A 17,672-nucleotide genomic window follows, 5' to 3' on the forward strand; every position below is an offset into this window, starting at 1 on the left:
TAAAAGAACCTTCCAATCCATCAAGATGGAATGGAAGGTTCTTTGTAACTTAGCCCATGGTTCATTTAGCTTCTGCATATCTCATGATGCAACATTCAAGATACCATCACCTGCTGACCTCTAAACAAATTTTTTTCCTTCTATATCGTTTCTTGAGTTTCAGGTCTACTCATATCTTCTTGTAGAGAACCCGTGTTCCTTGGCCCCCCACGAAACGACGAAGGCAAGAAGCATAAGTATAAGCAATGTCCACGGGAAAGAGCGAACCCCAAGCGTCTCTAAAAGAATTCCGCCAAGCAAGCCGCCCCCGCCAATGGCCAAATTCCAAGCAGTTACAAGCATAGACTGAGCTACATCTGCACTCTCACCTGCCGTTTCGGCCAATGCGGTCTGTAATAAGGTAGCAGCACCGCCAAAGGTCAGTCCCCATAGGGCAACACTTAAATACACGATAGCAGGTTGGTGACTTCCGATTCCTAGTGCTACAGCAGTTACAGCAAAGCCAAGGGTACTCATGAGTACCAATAGACGCAGCCAGCGGTCGACCAATGCACCGATCAATCCAATTCCGGCAACCGAAGTTATCCCGAAAATAAGCAGCACCGCATCCGTTCGGGAGGCCAGTCCAGCCTGACTCAAATAAGGAGCGATATAGGTGTACAGAATATTATGCGCCAGTACCCAAACCAAAACGACAAGTAAAATGGGACGTACACCGGCAATCGTGAAAACCTTACTCAGTGGGAGTCGCTGGTGGGTAGCCTGCACGGGAAAATTTGGAAGTTTCCAGAGTACCCAGACGATTAAGACTACCGCAAGAAAGGACATGGTACCAAAAACCGTTCTCCAGCCAACAAGCGCACCGAGGAACGTTCCTAACGGAACGCCGAGGGCAAGAGCCAGCGGGGTTCCTGACATGGCGATAGCCATGGCGCGTCCTTTTAATGCATCCGGAACCATTCGCCGGGCATAGCCAGCGAGCATCCCCCATAACACACCAGCGGCTACGCCTGCAAGGAAACGGGCAGCCAGCGTCAAAATATAGTAAGAAGACAGTGCTGTAAGGGTGTTAAACAAGAGAAAGCCAATGATACAGAGCAATAATAAAGGCCGTCGTCGCCAGCCCCGTGTTGCGGCAGTCAATGGGATTGCGGCAGCGAGCGAACCGAGAGCATACAACGTGACCAATTGGCCAGCCAAAGCTTCTGATATTCCCAGCCCTTTGCTGATTTGTGGCAATAGACCAGCGGGAAGCGTTTCGGTGAGAATACAAATAAATCCGGTCATAGCAAGCGCCAGCAACCCGCTCCATGGGAGTCTTTTGGATGGCGCTGTATCTCTGGAAGTGCGTTCGGTAAAATTCATATTTCAATCCCCTTCTAAATCAAGCATTACATCTGCTCATAAGGAGCAGGAGTTGTTTTTTATCATAAGATATGTTTTGATATAACTGAAATACTATTATTTCATATAGGGCATAACCATACGGTTATGATGGGTGTATGTCTTTGAATATGAATCATCTTGAAGTGTTTATAAAGGTTGCAGAGAAAATGAATATGACGGAGGCTGCTAAAGCGCTGTTTATTTCCCAGCCTGCGGTTAGCAAGGCTTTGATCCAATTTGAAAATACTTTGCAGGTAAAATTGTTTATTCGCGACAAGCAGAATGGACTTGTACTGACTGAAGTGGGAAAAGAAATGCTGAGTCTGGCCAGACAAATGAAGGAAATCGAACATAAAATGGTTCAGCTTGCGTGTCAGGAGAATAAGCTTTTGCGCGGTAAAGTGAAAATAGGCTCCTTCCCGGCGGCCTCTACGAACATGCTTCCAGAAGCGATCTGCTTATTCCGCTCCCAATATCCCGAAGTCACCATTGAACTGATGGAAGGAAACTCGAATCAAATTAAGCAATGGGTGGAGGATCGCACTGTTGAAATTGGAATAGTAGCTTCTCCATTCGATCATTATGACGTCCATATTCTTGAACACGATTCCATGGTTGCGATCATACCGGAGAATCATCCATTGCAAGCAGAACATGAGGTTTCACTGGAACAGAACAGGAACGATCTTATCTTCTGTAAAGGAGGACATGAATCTGCTGTATTAAACACCTTGCATGAGCAGCAAATTCCTTTCCAGGAGAGTCTCACGGTCCAAACGGCTGAAACCTTAGTCCATATGGTCCAAAAAAAGCTGGGCATTGGAATTATATCAAAGTTTACGCTTTCCTCGGTGTCTCATTCACTAATCGTTAAAGGGATTATACCCCAGATTAAGCGGGATATCGGAATTATCGCGCATTCTTTTGATGAAGCGACCCCGGCAGCTCGTGAGTTTGTGAAAGCATTGAGTCAGTTATATCGTTCGAATGAGTAATGAATAAAACAGGTCAAAAGCAATATTCGGATGCCTATGACTGTGTGAATAGGATCGCTTGCAACCTTTCCAACCTGTACTGCGTCAAAGAGGTTGCTAATGGCCAGGCGGCCTAATTCAACTACAAGGTGGAACTTACATGAATATGAGAAAAAGCGCATTCGCAGCCATGACCACAGTAACACTTCTTTCCTTCTCTTTTGGAGGTCAAATGTTTGCGGCGGGCAATCCGTTCAAGGATTTGGACAGTGTAAGCGGCAAAGATAAAATCATCTCCCTTCAAAGTCAGGGTTTGCTCAAAGGGGTCTCTGATACGCAGTTTCTCCCCGCCTCTAAAGTGACTGCTGCCCAAGGCATTCAGTTGATCTCCGGCGGGTTTCAGCTCAGTTTGGCCGCTATTGATTTTAATAAGGCGCCACAGGCCAGCGGACTGTTCGCCCATGTAAAGGATACCGCATGGTATGCCGAAGCCTTTATCAACGCGCATTATAATGGCGTAGAGATTCCAAAAGATATCGATCCTTCAAAAACTCTGACCAAGGAAGAGTTCACCCATATGCTGATTCAGGGCATGGAAAAAGCAGGTAGCCTGCCGATGATCAAAATTGCACCTGTAACGATTGCCGATGATAGCAAGTTGGAGCCTTCGTATCAAGGCAGCATTCAGCGTTCGCTGATATACAAGGTCAATACCTTGGATGCAAGTAAAAAGTTTAATCCAAAAAGCGAGATTACACGTGCGGAAGCAGCCGTTATGTTGTATAACGCGCTAGAATATCTAAAAACTCATAAGGCTTAACCGACTATTCTGGGCCAACCTCTTGATTTTTATGAGGTACCGTGTGGATTTGGGCTTACAGTTACTTGACACCATTATCGTTAATGCTATAATAAGGAAATCGAATTTAGACCCAACGGTAGCTGATTATCGTATGGTTTCTATCCTGGTCCTTCGGCATGTAACACAGGTAACGAATAAATAAGCTGGCTCCGGATGAGGGAGACCAGCTTATTTTTTTGTAAATAAACCGTTTAAACATTTCGGGACCCATATATCGAGAGGAGACGGGAGTTATGTTTGGTAATGATTGGGATGAAGTTTTACGAGAAGAGGTAGAAAAGCCTTATTTCAATGAATTGAGGTATACATTAGCACGCGAATACAAGATACATAAAGTCTACCCTCCAAAGGAAGATTTGTTTTCCGCACTCAAATTAACACCATATCATCTTACCAAAGCCGTTATATTGGGGCAGGACCCCTATCATGGAGAGGGACAAGCCCACGGCTTGAGCTTTTCCGTAAGACCAGGTGTGCGTACACCGCCGTCTCTGCAAAATATATATAAAGAGTTGCGTGATGATATCGGCACTCCCATTCCCAATCAGGGTTACCTTGTTCCTTGGGCAGAGCAGGGAGTGCTGCTGCTGAACAATGTGCTCACCGTGCGTGAAGGACAACCGCAATCTCATCAGGGAATAGGCTGGGAACGTTTCACGGATGCCGTTATTGAGGCGATTAATGAACGTGAGCAGCCGGTAGTGTTCATTTTGTGGGGAAGCCATGCTCAGAAGAAAGCAAGCTTTGTGAATACGAGTAAGCATTTGGTTTTGAAATCCGTCCATCCGAGTCCTTTGGCGGCTCATAGGGGCTTTTTCGGCAGCAAGCCTTTTTCGCAAACCAATGCATTTTTGCTGGAGCATGGAATGGAACCGATTCGGTGGGAGATTCCTAACCACTAGCACTGGAGGTGAGGACATGCGTCAATGGAAGGGACGTCAGGTCATTTTATATCACGGCAACAATGGTCATACCCAAAAGGTGCGCGGAACGATTGAAAAATGGGATGACACGCACAAGTGTGTTATTTTAGGCCCGAAGATGTTGTCTATTCCTTTTGAAAATATAACGTATATTACAATGCTCCCTCCTGGGCGTGAGCGCAGAAGCCGTCATCCGGCGAAGCTACATTCTATCGGTTATGTGATGAGCGTTCCATTACAGTTTGATAATGCCATTCTTTTTCAATCGGCGGTGACCGTTTGGAAAGAAGATCAGTTGATTGCTTACAACACAAAATTGACCAGTCACACGGATTATGATGTCGTTCTGGATGATGGACAAACCTTGTCCAAGAAGGGGCATTTGTTCGTGGTAAGGTCGCTACACGGAGAACTTTAACTGTTATAATCCGCCTTTTTTCTTCCCAAGGGTTCAAATTAAGTATCTGTTTACCGATAAAGGTAATGGGATTGTTAATTATACCCTATTTTATAGAACTGAAACTAAGGGAGAGAAACGAATGGAACGTATGAAACGTATGAGCAAACGGAGTACCTTCTTACTTGCTGTGCTGATGTTTTTATTCGCAGCATTGCCAGCGGGTTTGATCCGGGCGGCAGAAGAGAGCAAGACCTCTACGGTACAGTGGGACAGTCAAAATGTGACTACATTGAATCTGGGTGGAAACTCCGCTCAATTAAAAGTGTGGAAAGTGACAGAGTCCGGTAAAGAGGATGTTACCCAAAAGGCAGCATGGATCTCTGGAGACTCAGGCATATTAAAGGTAGATAAGGGACTTATTACTCCAGTATCAAAAGGGCAAATTAAGGTTGTTGCCACATATGAACAGCAAACGGTAAGCACAACGATTACGGTTAAATCGCCTTACAGCAAGCTGCAAATAGATCCATCCGTTCCCATCAATCTGGTGGTGAGCGGAGATTCGAAGCAATTGACTGCCCAAGGTACGCTTACGGCAGGCGGTACAGAAAAAGTATCTGGTGTGGAATGGACATCTACGAATCCGTCCGTGGCTACAGTGGAAGAGGGTCTGGTTCGTCCTCTTGCCAAGGGCATGACTTACATTAAAGCAAGCAAAGATGAACTCAAAGCACAAACGATCGTGTATGTACGTTCCTCTTCCCAGGCATTAACATTGAGTCCATCCGCTTCCCAATCGGTCTTTCTGGGTAGTTCACCAATTCAGGTCAATGCGACCGATGTGAACCTTACCGGAGGTAAAACGGATGTCACCAGTACGGCCGAATGGACTTCCTCCAATCCGCTGGTTGCCACAGTGGAGCAAGGAAAAATTAGCCCAATGGACGCGGGTAATTCGGTAATTACTGTGTCCTATCACGGTTTGAGTAAGAACTTGAAGGTCAACGTATTGCCGACCATTGAAAAGCTGGTATCAAGCAAAGCGAGCTTATCTCTCGAAACAGGAAGCAAAACGGCTCTTCCGAGCATATCTGCTTACTTGGTCAATGGAGCCAAAAAAGCAGTCCAATCCGATGTAAAATGGAGCCTGAGCAATGAAAGTGTTGTCAAAATCGCGGACGGTAAGCTGGTTGCAGTGAATCCAGGTAGTGCAACATTGACAGCTACGTTGGGTGCCATCAAGCTGGATATCCCGGTAACCGTGCAATACAAGGTTCTCAAGCTGACCGCTTCCGAGAAAAAGTATGTGCTGGTAGCGGGACAAGAAGTGAGTGTTCCTACGGTAAAAGCACAAATGGCTGGTGGTGGAACGCTTGATGTTACGAATCAGGTAAGCTGGGTAGCTACGACTGCGGCCGTAACAGTGGGAAATGGCAAGGTAAAAGCAGTAAGCGGCGGTAACTCTGGAATCAAGGCCATGTATTTGAATAAATATGTGAAAGTGCCTGTCATCGTAGAAGGAACGATTTCTTCGTTGACACCAAGCCTTTCAAGCGCTGAAATGAATTTGAAAGGGAGTCAATCCGTCAAGGTCATCGGTGTGTATACAGATGGTAAAAAAGTTACACTTAGCAACAAAGTGAAATGGACAACATCCAATACTTCCGTGGCGATTGTAAACGGCTCAGCCATCAAAGCGGTTGGGATTGGAACAGCGACGATTACAGGCACATACCAGAATAAGTCGTTTAACATTGAGGTCAAGGTTACACCTAAGCTGCTCAAGCTGGTATTAAGTAACAAGAACTTGAAGCTTCCTAATGGTTCCTCTCAAGTGCTGAGTGTGAATGCGGTTTATGACACAGGCACAATTACCAATGTGACAAGTTCAGCGGTATGGACTTCCTCCAAGCCTTCTATCGTACAAGTTAGCGGAGGACAGGTGAAGGCATTGGCTTACGGAAATTCCAGTATTAAAGTGGTTTATAAAGGTAAGACTGTAGCTACCTCTGTCAGAGTGTTAAAATAATCTTCATGATCGCTTATGCAAAAATAACCCCGGTCAATGACCAGGGGTTATTTTTCAACCTATTCTACGCCGTCCTGATAATGATTCTTCCAGTGTTTGTCGCCTTTGTGTGAGAAGTCTTCAACCGTCTTTTCCAGCGTGGCCACCAGTTGAGCTTTAATCTCGGAAATGGTATCTCGGAACAGTCTTTCTTCCGTGCCGTTAATTTTTTCACCATACAAAGCCTGAGCGGCTATAAATTGACGATGTTGCTCAACAAAGCTGTCAATTGAATGCAGCGCATGCTCCACGTATTGTGAAATGCTATGATGCTCGCTAGGTAGTTGTAATTTTAACTCCTGTACTCTGTTTAATAATGCCATGATGATCACCTCGTACGTTTTATTATGTCAATAATTATACATCATTTTCGGAAAACTTTCATTAAATTTTGATTAAAATGTGATTTTTTTTATATCATAATTGTCATTCCCGATGGGAATGAACTTATTTCCGGAACGATTTCAATTTATCTTCAGATTATTATATTTTAAAGTTAAAATATTTATGATTAAGATATATGAGGGCATGTTGCGACAACGGTCTTTCTGGCATGATATAATAGGGCAAAGCCCAGTCGGAAAGGTTGTCAGTGCGGTATGAAGCTTTTTAAAGGTTTATTTTGGGGAATATTGATTAGTCTTCTCCTGTGGTGTGCCTTCTTTGGGTTTGTCCGCTGGATATCTCAATGAGTCGGGTTATACAAAATAAAGTTCGGGGATTTCCTTGATTGAAGGTTATCCACCGGAATAGCTTGAAGGGAAGAGGGAAATTGAAGAAAAAGCTGTTAAGTTTTATAACTCTATTGCTGCTAGCTACTGGCGTGTATTGGTTTGAAGGTACCAATCTTCTTACGAAAATGACAGGAGAGAACCCGCCTTCATCGGCTCAGGTTACGTTGCAATTTCCGTCAGGTCGTTATCCTGAGACGGCGCAGCATATCAAGGAAGCCATTCAGGCGGGGAAATCATCCATATGCACAATTGACCGTGAAGGAGCCGAGCAAAATCGCAAGCATTCGCTTACAGGAATCCCCACTCGAAAAGGATACGATCGTGACGAATGGCCGATGGCTATGTGCTCAGAAGGTGGTAAAGGTGCAAATGTCAAATACATAGCTCCTAAAGATAATCGTGGGGCAGGATCATGGGTCAGTCACCAATTGGATGATTATGAGGATGGAACGCGCGTAAAATTTGTCGTCAAATAATATGTTATGAGATCGTATCGTTACTTTTTCTTTCCCTTAGTAGGCTCCTGTTTGGTCCTAACCAGAGCCACAAAATTATTATCCTTAGCAGGCTCCTGCTTGGCTCTAATCAATGCCAAAAAAGCAAAAAAATCACCTAGTGTAGTGAAGCCTGCACCTAATAGCGCCAGATCTTCAGCGGATAGTTGATTGAACCATTCCATTTGCTTAGCATCAAACATTTTATCACCGCCAACCATTAATAATGTATAGTATGTTCTGATGGCAACGAAGGTCAGGGCTCTGGCATAACATTTATGTATGCCTGTTTTTTGTGCAGAGGATGTGTAGAACACATGTTAAAATTTAATTTTTATACTAAAATTGTCTCTATCGTTATCGTATTGCTTATTCCTATTCTAATCCTGTATGTGTATTCAAACCAGACAACGACAGACGTGTTACGTAAGGAACTGAATCAATCTAATTATAACCAGTTGACTTTTTTCCAAAATCAGGTGAATACGAATATTGAAATGATATCCTCCTGGCCGCATCTGCTGATTCATGATCCTGACGTAGCCAGTTTTCAAACAATTTTTTTAAAGGACAAGACTCTCAATCTGGATGGCATTAACCTAGTCAAGCGGATTCAAACCAAGCTTGGACTTCAAGAAAGCTCATCGAATTGGAGGACGGGTCTGAATATTTATTCACCTTCGCTTGGACGTGTTGTATCAGAAAAAGGAGCCGGTTTTTATGATCAGAAAGAGTTAAAGCAAAAGATTAAAAACGGCTGGCAGGTATCTAAAAAAAGGATGTACGGGAAGGATCAGTTTATATTTTCGCTGTATACATTATCCCCGTTTTCTTCACTTGGTAATCTGGAAACCGCTAACACGATTATTAAGGTCGAATTTGATAGCAGCAATATTCAGGACATGCTTGACCGTTTCAAAGGAGATGGACGGAAGGAACCTTTTTATTATAAAAAAGGCGTAGGAGTGATCTATAATCGTACTGCGAATGAAGAGCTGTCAGGCAAGCTGATTACGAAACTGGAGAAGATGGGACTGCATGAAGTTGATAATCTGACCGTGAAAGTTGGAGAAGAGAGCTACCTTGTTCACGCCGTTCTTTCACAAACGACGGGCTGGTATTTGATTGACTACATGCCTTTGTCCGATATGATGTCTCCGATTTATACATCTAATCGACTATTTTATATAACCGTTGTTGGCTTGCTGCTGGTAGGCTTCATTGGTGCTTATCTGCTTCATTCACAGGTGCAAGTGCCGATTCTTCAGCTTGTGCGGGCATTTCGGAGATTAAAGGATGGGGACTATGCTGTTCGATTGAGCCCGAAGGGGAGTCATGAGTTTGCTTTCCTGTCTCGTCAATTTAATTTGATGGTCGGACAGATTCAGGAGCTGTTTGAAAAGGTTTATGTTGAGAAGCTACATGTGAAGGAAGCGCGTCTAAAGCAGCTCCAGTCACAAATCAATCCACACTTTTTCTATAATTGTTTTTCTTTTATTACAAGTATGGCGAAGCTGCGTAATCATGAGGCGGTCGTGGCAATGGCTCATAATTTGTCCAAGTATTATCGATATACGACAAGACAGGAACGGGATTTAGTACCTTTATCGGAGGAAATCGAGTTTGTTCATTATTATTTGAAAATTCAGCAGATGCGTATGCCGCGGCTAACGTTTTCAATTCATGTTTCTTCACAGGCCAACAGTCTGCTGATTCCGCTGCTTGTAGTGCAACCACTAGTAGAAAATGCGGTGCTGCATGGGATAGAACCTCAAGCAGAGGATGGTATAATCTGCATTACAACGGAACAGATCGGGCTATATATGTGCTTGATTGTGGATGATAACGGACTCGGTTTGGGTAGGGAGGCTATAACATCCCTGAGATCAGCACTTGACAAGCCTGTAGAAGAGGACAGCGGCTACGGTTTATGGAATGTGCATCAACGAATGCGATTACATTTTGGGGAAGACGCCGGACTGGACTTCTCATTGTCACCTTTGGGGGGACTGCGCGCGGTTTTAAAATGGCCGGTGTTAACAGAAGAAGAGCAGGCGAATAGCTTGATCAAGCTCAAACCTTCGTCAAATTCGAATATGGTTAAAATGGAGGGACCTGATGGTTCAGATATTACTGGTAGATGATGAGAGCTATGTAACAGAAAGCCTGGCGGCTACGATTCCATGGGAGGCGCTGGGCATTGAGAGGGTTCATCAAGCCGCTTCCGCATTAGCAGCAGTGGATGTGCTGGAAGCGTATGATATTGATATTCTGGTTACGGATATTCGTATGCCTGGCATGACAGGGTTGGAGTTGATTGTTGAGGTAAACGAACGATGGCCGCATATCCGATGTTTGCTACTAACAGGCTATGCCGATTTTGAATATGCTAAAAGGGCACTTCAGCTTAAGGCTTTTGATTATATTTTAAAACCGGTGGATGATGAAGAGTTTATGAAATGTGTATCAGCTGCCATCGATTCGCTAAAGGAAGAATGGGAAGCTTTTAATAAGGTTCATCAATTACAGTATAACCGCCGGACGGATTTTGGTGTGCTGCGCACCCACTTCATGCACGATTTGGTACTTGGACGTGATTTGTCTGTACAGATAATAGAGGACAAGTTATCCCAGTACGAAATCATGTTACGTACGGGACAACCCGCAGGTATGCTGCTTATTCAGATGGGCAAGCATTTTTCTGATATGGATTATCATTCAGTATCTTTAATCGAGTATGCGATTGGAAATATCGCTGAAGAAGTGTTCGCACCTGATTTTCACGTCTGGCACTGTAAAGCACCACATGACTGCTTAATTGTATTAATAGAAGCAAATTGGAATAACAATCTGAAAAAGTATGGTATGCATCATGAGGAAGAATCAGAGGATGTCCCAGAACAGCATGCTATGAAGCGAATAACAGAAATTAGTATGGACGAGCATAGTAGTATTTTGCGGGCGACTATCGAAACCTTTCGGAAAAATGTGAGCAATTACTTGAAAGGGGAAATTTACGTCACGGTAACTGGTTGGTTTATGTTCCCGGAGGAGCTGCCTAAGGCATATCAGACTGCGATAAGATCCTTATACTGGAACCACCGGGAGGAGGCGGATACGTTGCTATTTGTAGAGGAGCAGACAGAACAGCCACACAGGTCAGTCAAATCGCTGGAGGGACTATATATGCCTCCTACGCTTACTCATCTACTGGAGTCTAGGCAATGGGAGGAGGCTGAAGCGAAACTGAACCGTGTATTTGGGAAGATAGAAGAAGCAGGATATACCCGCGAACATTTATATGAGCTGTTTATCTCGGTTACGAGCGCCTTTATGTACACGGCACACAAGCAAGGGCGCTTCATTACGCAGATGGATCAAACGGGCTTCGACCCGTTGCATGCCCAGAAAATGGTTCAATCGTTCTCCAACCTTAAGGAATGGATTTTTTCCATGATGAACAAGCTTAAATCGGAATGGTCTGCAAGTGAGCAAAGCGCCAAAAGCTATGTGGTCAAACAGGTTCAGGAGCTCATCTCCCAGGATAAAGGTCAGGAGCTGTCTGTTAAGAAGCTTGCCGATCAGGTTTATCTTCATCCGGTCTATTTGTCGAAAATATATAAAGCTGAAACCGGAGAAGGTCTGGGAGATTATATCATCCGAATGAGAATGGAGCGGGCTCTTTATTTGCTCAAGTATTCCAACAAAAAAATATATGAAATTACAACCGAATTGGGCTATCAGAATCCCCAATATTTCAGTAAGATGTTCAAAAAGCATTACGGAATGACTCCGCATGAATTTCGGGACCAGTAAAGATGAGACCAAGGAGAGAATAGTCAAGATCAGTTGGGAAAGGTGCAGAAATATTTATTTTGTGACATAGGCTGCGTAGAAAAGCCCTCTTATAATTAAAAGAGTAGAAAATGATTTTTTGAGGGGGAACATTATGCGAGTTCATTCGAAAAAAAAGCTGTTGTCGTTGCTCACCGCAACTATGGTATTAGGAGTTGGCCTTGTGGGCTGCTCAGGGTCGGGGAATGATGGAAATGCGGCTAGCACAGCTAAAACTGAAAACGTATACAAAGAAAAATACAGTCCGGAAGTCACAATTTCGACAGTATGGGGTGTAGATCCTGCCTTAAAATTTAAAAATGGCGAATCTATCGAAAATAACGTTGCGACGAAGTGGGCTAAAGAGAAATTCGGGATTAATGTAAAATCACTCTGGTCTGTCACGGATACGAATGGCGCATTTGCCACCAAGCTGCGATTGGCTATGTCCTCAGGTCAGGAGATGCCCGACGTCGTTGTATTGGGGACAGAGAATGAGCAACTGGCACAGGATATGATTGATTCCGGTATGTTTGCGGAAGCGGGCCCGTTGTTTGATAAATATGCTTCGGATTCCTGGAAGCAAGCGATGAATCAGGATACGAACGTATGGAACCAATATAGTCGGGATGGCAAAAAAATGGGTATTCCTGTACTGGATTTTGCCTATAATCACGACTATGTGTTGTGGGTACGACAGGATTGGCTGGACAAGCTGGGCATGAAGGCCCCTCAGACGATGGATGAGCTTGAAAAAGTGATGGATGCTTTTAAAAATAAAAATCCAGACGGATTGTCTCCGGACAAAGTTATTCCGCTCAGCATCGGTTTCAAAACGTCCATGAACACTTGGATGGGTGACCCTTCCTGGATTTTCGGGGCATACGGTACACTCCCAGAACAGTGGAACACTGGCACGAACGGTAGTCTGGAATATGGCTCCGTGCAGCCTGGTATGAAGCAGGGTTTGCAAAAGCTAAGTGAGTGGCTCAAAAAGGGATATATTCCGCGGGAAGCAGCATTGTGGGATGAGAATAAGACGGCAGAACCCACAGTCGCGGGAACAGCAGGTATGATTCCTGGTCCTTACTGGATGAGTGGCTGGCCGCTTCAGGATACGGTGAAAAATGTGAAGAGCGCTGTATGGAAGCCGATCAAGATCCCAGTGGGGCCTGACAACAAAGCCATGCGCCACGGTACGCAATACACCAATGGTGTCGTACTGATCAACAAACAAATGCAGCATCCTGAAGCTTTTTTCACCTATCAAAATTACCTGTTTGATCACTTTGCAAATGCCAAACCGGAAGGGGATTTGGCGAACGGGATGTTTAAGGGCTACGACTATGAATTGGATGCGAGCGGAATGTTGTTGCCTATCGACAAAATAGCAGGAGGTTATGTAAACTCTGTTCGTTATTTGCTGGTTCGTGATGGTGCGCGTATACCTGATGCCCAAATGAAAGCTTTGTTAAGCTTGGCTAACGGCGGGGAAGCGAAGACCCGTCTGGAGAAGGATGTAATGGTTAATTATGGGCAAGGTACTCCTGCGGCTGCCAAGGTGTTGATGGAACAAAAGGACATCTCCATGAAGGATCAGTTCACGGGGCCTACTACGCCAATCATGAAGGCCAAAAAAGACTACCTGGACAAGATTGAAAACCAGACCTTCAATGAAATTATTTATGGTAAACAGCCGATCTCGGCCTTTGACACCTTCGTGCAGACGTGGAAGACTGCTGGAGGCGAACAAATTACAAATGAAGTGAACGAATGGTATAAAAGCGTTGAAAAGTAATAATAGTTAAAAATGGTAAAAAGGCTGCCCAAACGGGCAGCCTTTTTAATACAGATTACCAGAATAAAATGGAAATAAATGCGTTATCTTTATGAATACGAGATAGACTTTCACTCCCATGGTGAGACTAAAAATGATTGCTTTTGTGCCATGTATGTTGGTTATTTGAACTGTCGGGACAGCGGAAACGTCTCTATAATTGAAGTATAACATGAGAGTTACAGGAGGAACTGCAATGAGAAGTCTGCAACGTACGTGGCCATTTCATATTATGCTGCTGCCAGCCATCATTTTCTTAATTGTATTCAGCTACATTCCGATGGGCGGCATTGTCATGGCCTTTCAAAATTACAAGCCTTGGCTCGGCATAACCGGTTCCGAGTGGGTTGGACTGGATAATTTTCGCTTTTTGTTTCAACGGGAAGACAGTCTTCAGGTCGTCTGGAACACGCTAATTATCGCTGTATTAAAGATGTTTTTTAATCTGCTGATTCCATTTGTTTTTGCTATACTGCTCAATGAAATCCGCAAGGTTGGACTTCAGCGTTCCATTCAGACACTGGTTTACCTGCCCCATTTTCTATCATGGGTAATTTTAGGAGGTATTTTGATTGACCTGTTGGCTACAGATGGATTTATGAACCGCATTCTCGGAAGTTTCGGGATTCAGCCCATCTTTTTTCTGGGAGAAAATAACTGGTTTCGTTTTACTGTCATTGTATCGGATATATGGAAGGAGTTTGGCTACAACACCATCGTATTTCTCGCCGCACTGGCGGGCATTAATCCTTCGTTGTACGAAGCATCCGAGATGGATGGGGCGAGCCGCTGGAGACAGACGCTACACATCACTGTACCTTCGCTGATTCCTATGGTGGTGGTTGTCGGTACGCTTGCACTAGGCAATGTCCTGAATGCCGGTTTTGACCAGATTTTTAACCTTTATAATCCGTTGGTATACCAAAAAGGCGATATTATTGACACATTCGTCTACCGGACAGCCTTAATTAATGGGGAAATGGGCTTTGCCACCGCCATCGGGTTGTTCAAATCCGTTATTAGTATGGTTCTCATTCTGATATCTTATCGACTTGCTTACAAATGGGCAGGTTACCGTATATTTTGATTCCACGAGGCTGAAAGAGGGAGAGTCATGTATCATAAAACAAAGGCATATCGCATCTTCAATGTGTTTAATATTTGCTTACTTATATTTTTATCCATCATGTGTATCGTTCCGTTAATTCATGTATTGGCGGTATCATTTAGCGCCAAATCAGCAGCAGATGCCAATCTGGTTGGACTGTGGCCGGTGCAATTTTCATTAGAAGCCTACAAGAAGACGATGAATAATCCTATTTTTCTGCACTCTATCTGGATCTCTGTTCTCCGGACCGTGCTGGGAACTGGCTTGACGCTGCTCATTACCTTCTTAGCTGCTTATCCACTTTCAAAGGAAACATCTGTGTTCCGTAGCCGAAACGTATATTCATGGCTGTTTGTATTCAGTATGATTTTTAACGGTGGCCTGGTTCCATTCTATATGGTTATTCAAAAGATTCATCTCATGGACAGCTTTTGGGTTCTTGTTTTGCCAGGAGCGGTCAACACATTTCTGGTCATCCTCATGTTGAACTTTTTTAGAGGAATACCCAAAGAGATGGAGGAGGCTGCACTGATTGACGGGGCAGGTCATTTTCGGACCTTGTTTAGTATATTTTTGCCGATATCCATGCCATCCATTGCGACGATTGCGTTGTTTAGTATGGTATTTCACTGGAACTCATGGTTTGACGGCCTACTCTATTTGAGCAATGCCAAGGATTATCCATTGGCTACATTCCTGCAAACGGTAATCATTCAGAAGGATATGAGCTCTATGAGTATGAGTCCCAAAGAGATGGAGTTGCTTTCACAAACGACAGTGAATGCAGCACAGATTTTTATTGGTGCAGCTCCTATTCTGATTGTATATCCATTTTTACAAAAGTATTTTGTTAAAGGTATGACGCTTGGTTCTGTCAAAGAGTAAAGCATATTGATTTAAAGGAGATGATTTACAGTGTCGCAGCAAAACATAATCAAATACCCGCCAATCAGTGAGCGAGTTCCACGTATGCTGCATGGAGCGGATTATAACCCGGAGCAATGGCAGCATGATCCCGAGGTGCTAGAAGAGGATATTCGTCTGATGAAACTGGCTAAATGTAACGTGATGTCCGTTGGCATTTTTTCCTGGGTGGCATTGGAGCCTGAGGAAGGCGTATTCACGTTCGAATGGCTGGACCGTATCCTGGATTCGTTTGCTGAGAACGGGATCTATGCGTTTTTAGCTACTCCCAGTGGAGCAAGACCTGCCTGGATGTCACAAAAATATCCCGAGGTGCTGCGTGTAGAGGCTAACCGTGTCCGTAACTTGCATGGGTTTCGTCATAATCACTGTTCTACGTCGCCTGTATACCGGGAAAAAGTAGGCATCATGAATACAAAGCTGGCCGAGCGCTATGCAAATCATCCGGCTGTCATTGGTTGGCATATTTCCAATGAATTTGGTGGGGATTGCCACTGTGATTATTGTCAGGAGGCATTTCGTACCTGGGTGAAGGATAAATACGGCACGCTGGATAAGCTTAATCACGCATGGTGGACGACCTTCTGGAGTCATACGGTTACGGATTGGAGCCAAATCGAGTCTCCGGCTCCTCACGGTGAAACGCAGGTCCATGCTATGAATTTAGACTGGAGACGGTTTGTGACCGATCAGACCGCAGATTTTATCAAACATGAGATTGTGCCGCTCAAGGCTGCGAACCCGGCACTTCCGGTCACCACAAATTTGATGGAGTTTTTTGAAGGATTGAATTACTGGAAGTTCGCTGATCTGCTCGATGTTGTATCCTGGGACAGCTATCCAACGTGGCATGACCGTGGAGGAGATGATAGCCGTCAGGCTGCCAAAGTGGCCATGATGCATGATATTATCCGTTCAATCAAGGGCGGGAAGCCATGGATACTGATGGAGAGTACGCCAAGCTTGACGAATTGGCAGGAGATTAGCAAGCTGAAGCGGCCAGGAATGCATCTGCTATCGTCTTTACAGGCTGTGGCACACGGGTCAGATACAGTCCAGTATTTCCAGTGGCGGAAAAGCCGTGGTTCGAGTGAAAAATTACATGGTGCAGTCGTCGATCATGTGGGGCATGAGCATACTCGGGTGTTTGGGGATGTGACAAATGTGGGCAACGCGCTGGAAAAACTGGAGGAGGTTATCGGCACATCTGTACCAGCAGAGGCGGCAGTAATTTTTGATTGGGAGAACCGCTGGGCGGTCAACGACTCACAAGGTCCACGTAATAAAGGTGTAAAATATGAGGAGACAGCTGAAGCACATTATTTGGCTTTGTGGGAGCAGGGTGTGCCTGTAGATGTCATTCATATGGATGCAGATTTCTCTAAATACAAACTTGTGGTAGCTCCAATGCTGTATATGGTGCGCAGCGGTGTGGGCGAACGTATCCAAAAATTTGTTGAAAGCGGTGGCATTTTTGTAGCAACCTATTGGTCCGGTATTGTGGATGAACATGATTTGTGCTTCCTTGGAGGCTTTCCGGGGCCGCTTCGTAAGACGCTTGGGATCTGGTCGGAAGAGATTGACGCGCTGCATGATCACGACCGTAATCATATTTTTCCAGTTGAAGGCAATGAGTTGGATCTGCATGGTGAGTATGAAGCTGTGGAATTGTGTGATCTCATTCATACGGAAGGAGCAGAGGTACTGGCTCTATACGGTTCAGACTTTTATGCAGGACGCCCAGCCTTGACGATGAACCGCTTGGGACAGGGAAAAGCTTATTATATCGCCTCACGCAACACCGGATCATTTCACAGTCATTTTTACAAAAGTTTAATTGATGGCGCAGGAATTAGTAAAGCGCTCAATGTTCAATTGCCGCATGGAGTGAATACGGCGATTCGTACCGATGGAGTTCATGACTATATTTTCATACTGAATTTCACTCATGAGCCACAAGAGATTCGGCTGGATGGACATATTTATGCGGATATGCTCGAAAATCATGTGGTGGAAGACGGTAAGGTTCGATTGGATGCCTATGCTGTTAAGGTACTAAAGACAGAGCGGAGTAAATCGGAAATAGTATAGACTGTGATGGCTGGCGTTTTCCCGAATGAGTTTCTAG

At 44.5% G+C, this 17,672-nt stretch carries 15 protein-coding genes; 12 read left to right on the forward strand and 3 right to left on the reverse strand.

What is annotated here, in order from left to right; genetic code table 11:
• Positions 1–165: 165 nt before the first annotated feature.
• Positions 166–1,365 carry an MFS transporter gene (locus ACIFQM_RS11545; protein WP_430041911.1) on the reverse strand — a complete coding sequence of 400 codons (1,200 nt, stop codon included), beginning with the start codon at positions 1,363–1,365 and terminating at the stop codon, positions 166–168.
• 137 nt (positions 1,366–1,502) lie between these two features.
• Between ACIFQM_RS11545 and ACIFQM_RS11550 the strand changes: the two genes are divergently transcribed.
• From ACIFQM_RS11550 to ACIFQM_RS11570, 5 genes are all read left to right on the forward strand, one after another.
• Positions 1,503–2,381: a LysR family transcriptional regulator gene (locus tag ACIFQM_RS11550; protein ID WP_430041913.1), complete on the forward strand. Its 879-nt coding sequence runs from the start codon at positions 1,503–1,505 to the stop codon at positions 2,379–2,381.
• Between the two features lie 139 nt (positions 2,382–2,520).
• Positions 2,521–3,180 carry an S-layer homology domain-containing protein gene (locus tag ACIFQM_RS11555; RefSeq protein ID WP_430041915.1) on the forward strand — a complete coding sequence of 220 codons (660 nt, stop codon included), beginning with the start codon at positions 2,521–2,523 and terminating at the stop codon, positions 3,178–3,180.
• 275 nt (positions 3,181–3,455) lie between these two features.
• Positions 3,456–4,124, forward strand: a complete 669-nt coding sequence (locus ACIFQM_RS11560; protein ID WP_430041917.1) for a uracil-DNA glycosylase — start codon at positions 3,456–3,458, stop codon at positions 4,122–4,124.
• Between the two features lie 16 nt (positions 4,125–4,140).
• Positions 4,141–4,563, forward strand: a complete 423-nt coding sequence (locus tag ACIFQM_RS11565; RefSeq protein WP_430041919.1) for a hypothetical protein — start codon at positions 4,141–4,143, stop codon at positions 4,561–4,563.
• 121 nt (positions 4,564–4,684) lie between these two features.
• Positions 4,685–6,574, forward strand: a complete 1,890-nt coding sequence (locus tag ACIFQM_RS11570) for an Ig-like domain-containing protein (RefSeq protein WP_430041921.1) — start codon at positions 4,685–4,687, stop codon at positions 6,572–6,574.
• 59 nt (positions 6,575–6,633) lie between these two features.
• Here the strand turns inward: ACIFQM_RS11570 and ACIFQM_RS11575 are convergent, their stop codons facing one another.
• On the reverse strand, positions 6,634–6,936 hold the full coding sequence (locus tag ACIFQM_RS11575) for a hypothetical protein (protein WP_025683436.1): 303 nt from the start codon (positions 6,934–6,936) through the stop codon (positions 6,634–6,636).
• Positions 6,937–7,385: 449 nt separating this feature from the next.
• Here ACIFQM_RS11575 and ACIFQM_RS11580 point away from each other — a divergent pair, with 449 nt between their 5' ends.
• Positions 7,386–7,823 carry a NucA/NucB deoxyribonuclease domain-containing protein gene (locus ACIFQM_RS11580; RefSeq protein WP_430041922.1) on the forward strand — a complete coding sequence of 146 codons (438 nt, stop codon included), beginning with the start codon at positions 7,386–7,388 and terminating at the stop codon, positions 7,821–7,823.
• 20 nt (positions 7,824–7,843) lie between these two features.
• On the opposite strand, the gene ACIFQM_RS11585 is transcribed toward ACIFQM_RS11580, so the two are convergent.
• Positions 7,844–8,044: a hypothetical protein gene (locus ACIFQM_RS11585; RefSeq protein ID WP_430045899.1), complete on the reverse strand. Its 201-nt coding sequence runs from the start codon at positions 8,042–8,044 to the stop codon at positions 7,844–7,846.
• Between the two features lie 114 nt (positions 8,045–8,158).
• Here ACIFQM_RS11585 and ACIFQM_RS11590 point away from each other — a divergent pair, with 114 nt between their 5' ends.
• The 6 genes from ACIFQM_RS11590 to ACIFQM_RS11615 all read left to right on the forward strand — a co-directional run bounded on the left by ACIFQM_RS11590 (position 8,159) and on the right by ACIFQM_RS11615 (position 17,635).
• On the forward strand, positions 8,159–9,985 hold the full coding sequence (locus ACIFQM_RS11590; RefSeq protein WP_430041926.1) for a sensor histidine kinase: 1,827 nt from the start codon (positions 8,159–8,161) through the stop codon (positions 9,983–9,985).
• Complete coding sequence (locus tag ACIFQM_RS11595) at positions 9,960–11,657, forward strand: response regulator transcription factor (protein WP_430041928.1); 1,698 nt, start codon at positions 9,960–9,962, stop codon at positions 11,655–11,657. The genes ACIFQM_RS11590 and ACIFQM_RS11595 overlap by 26 nt, the downstream gene beginning before the upstream one ends.
• Before the next feature lie 133 nt (positions 11,658–11,790).
• The gene (locus ACIFQM_RS11600) at positions 11,791–13,473 is read left to right on the forward strand and encodes a sugar ABC transporter (RefSeq protein WP_430041930.1); all 1,683 of its coding nucleotides are present in this window, start codon (positions 11,791–11,793) and stop codon (positions 13,471–13,473) included.
• A gap of 235 nt (positions 13,474–13,708) precedes the next feature.
• Entirely contained in the window at positions 13,709–14,599 is an 891-nt protein-coding gene (locus tag ACIFQM_RS11605; protein WP_430041931.1) for an ABC transporter permease, read from the forward strand.
• A gap of 27 nt (positions 14,600–14,626) precedes the next feature.
• Positions 14,627–15,505, forward strand: a complete 879-nt coding sequence (locus ACIFQM_RS11610) for a carbohydrate ABC transporter permease (RefSeq protein ID WP_430041933.1) — start codon at positions 14,627–14,629, stop codon at positions 15,503–15,505.
• Positions 15,506–15,589: 84 nt separating this feature from the next.
• A complete protein-coding gene (locus ACIFQM_RS11615; protein ID WP_430042235.1) occupies positions 15,590–17,635 on the forward strand; it encodes a beta-galactosidase in 2,046 nt (681 codons plus the stop codon).
• The last annotated feature ends 37 nt before the right edge of the window (positions 17,636–17,672 follow it).

The organism is Paenibacillus sp. NRS-1782, from assembly GCF_050467685.1.
In the GTDB taxonomy this organism is placed as follows: Bacteria; Bacillota; Bacilli; order Paenibacillales; family Paenibacillaceae; genus Paenibacillus; species Paenibacillus terrae_A.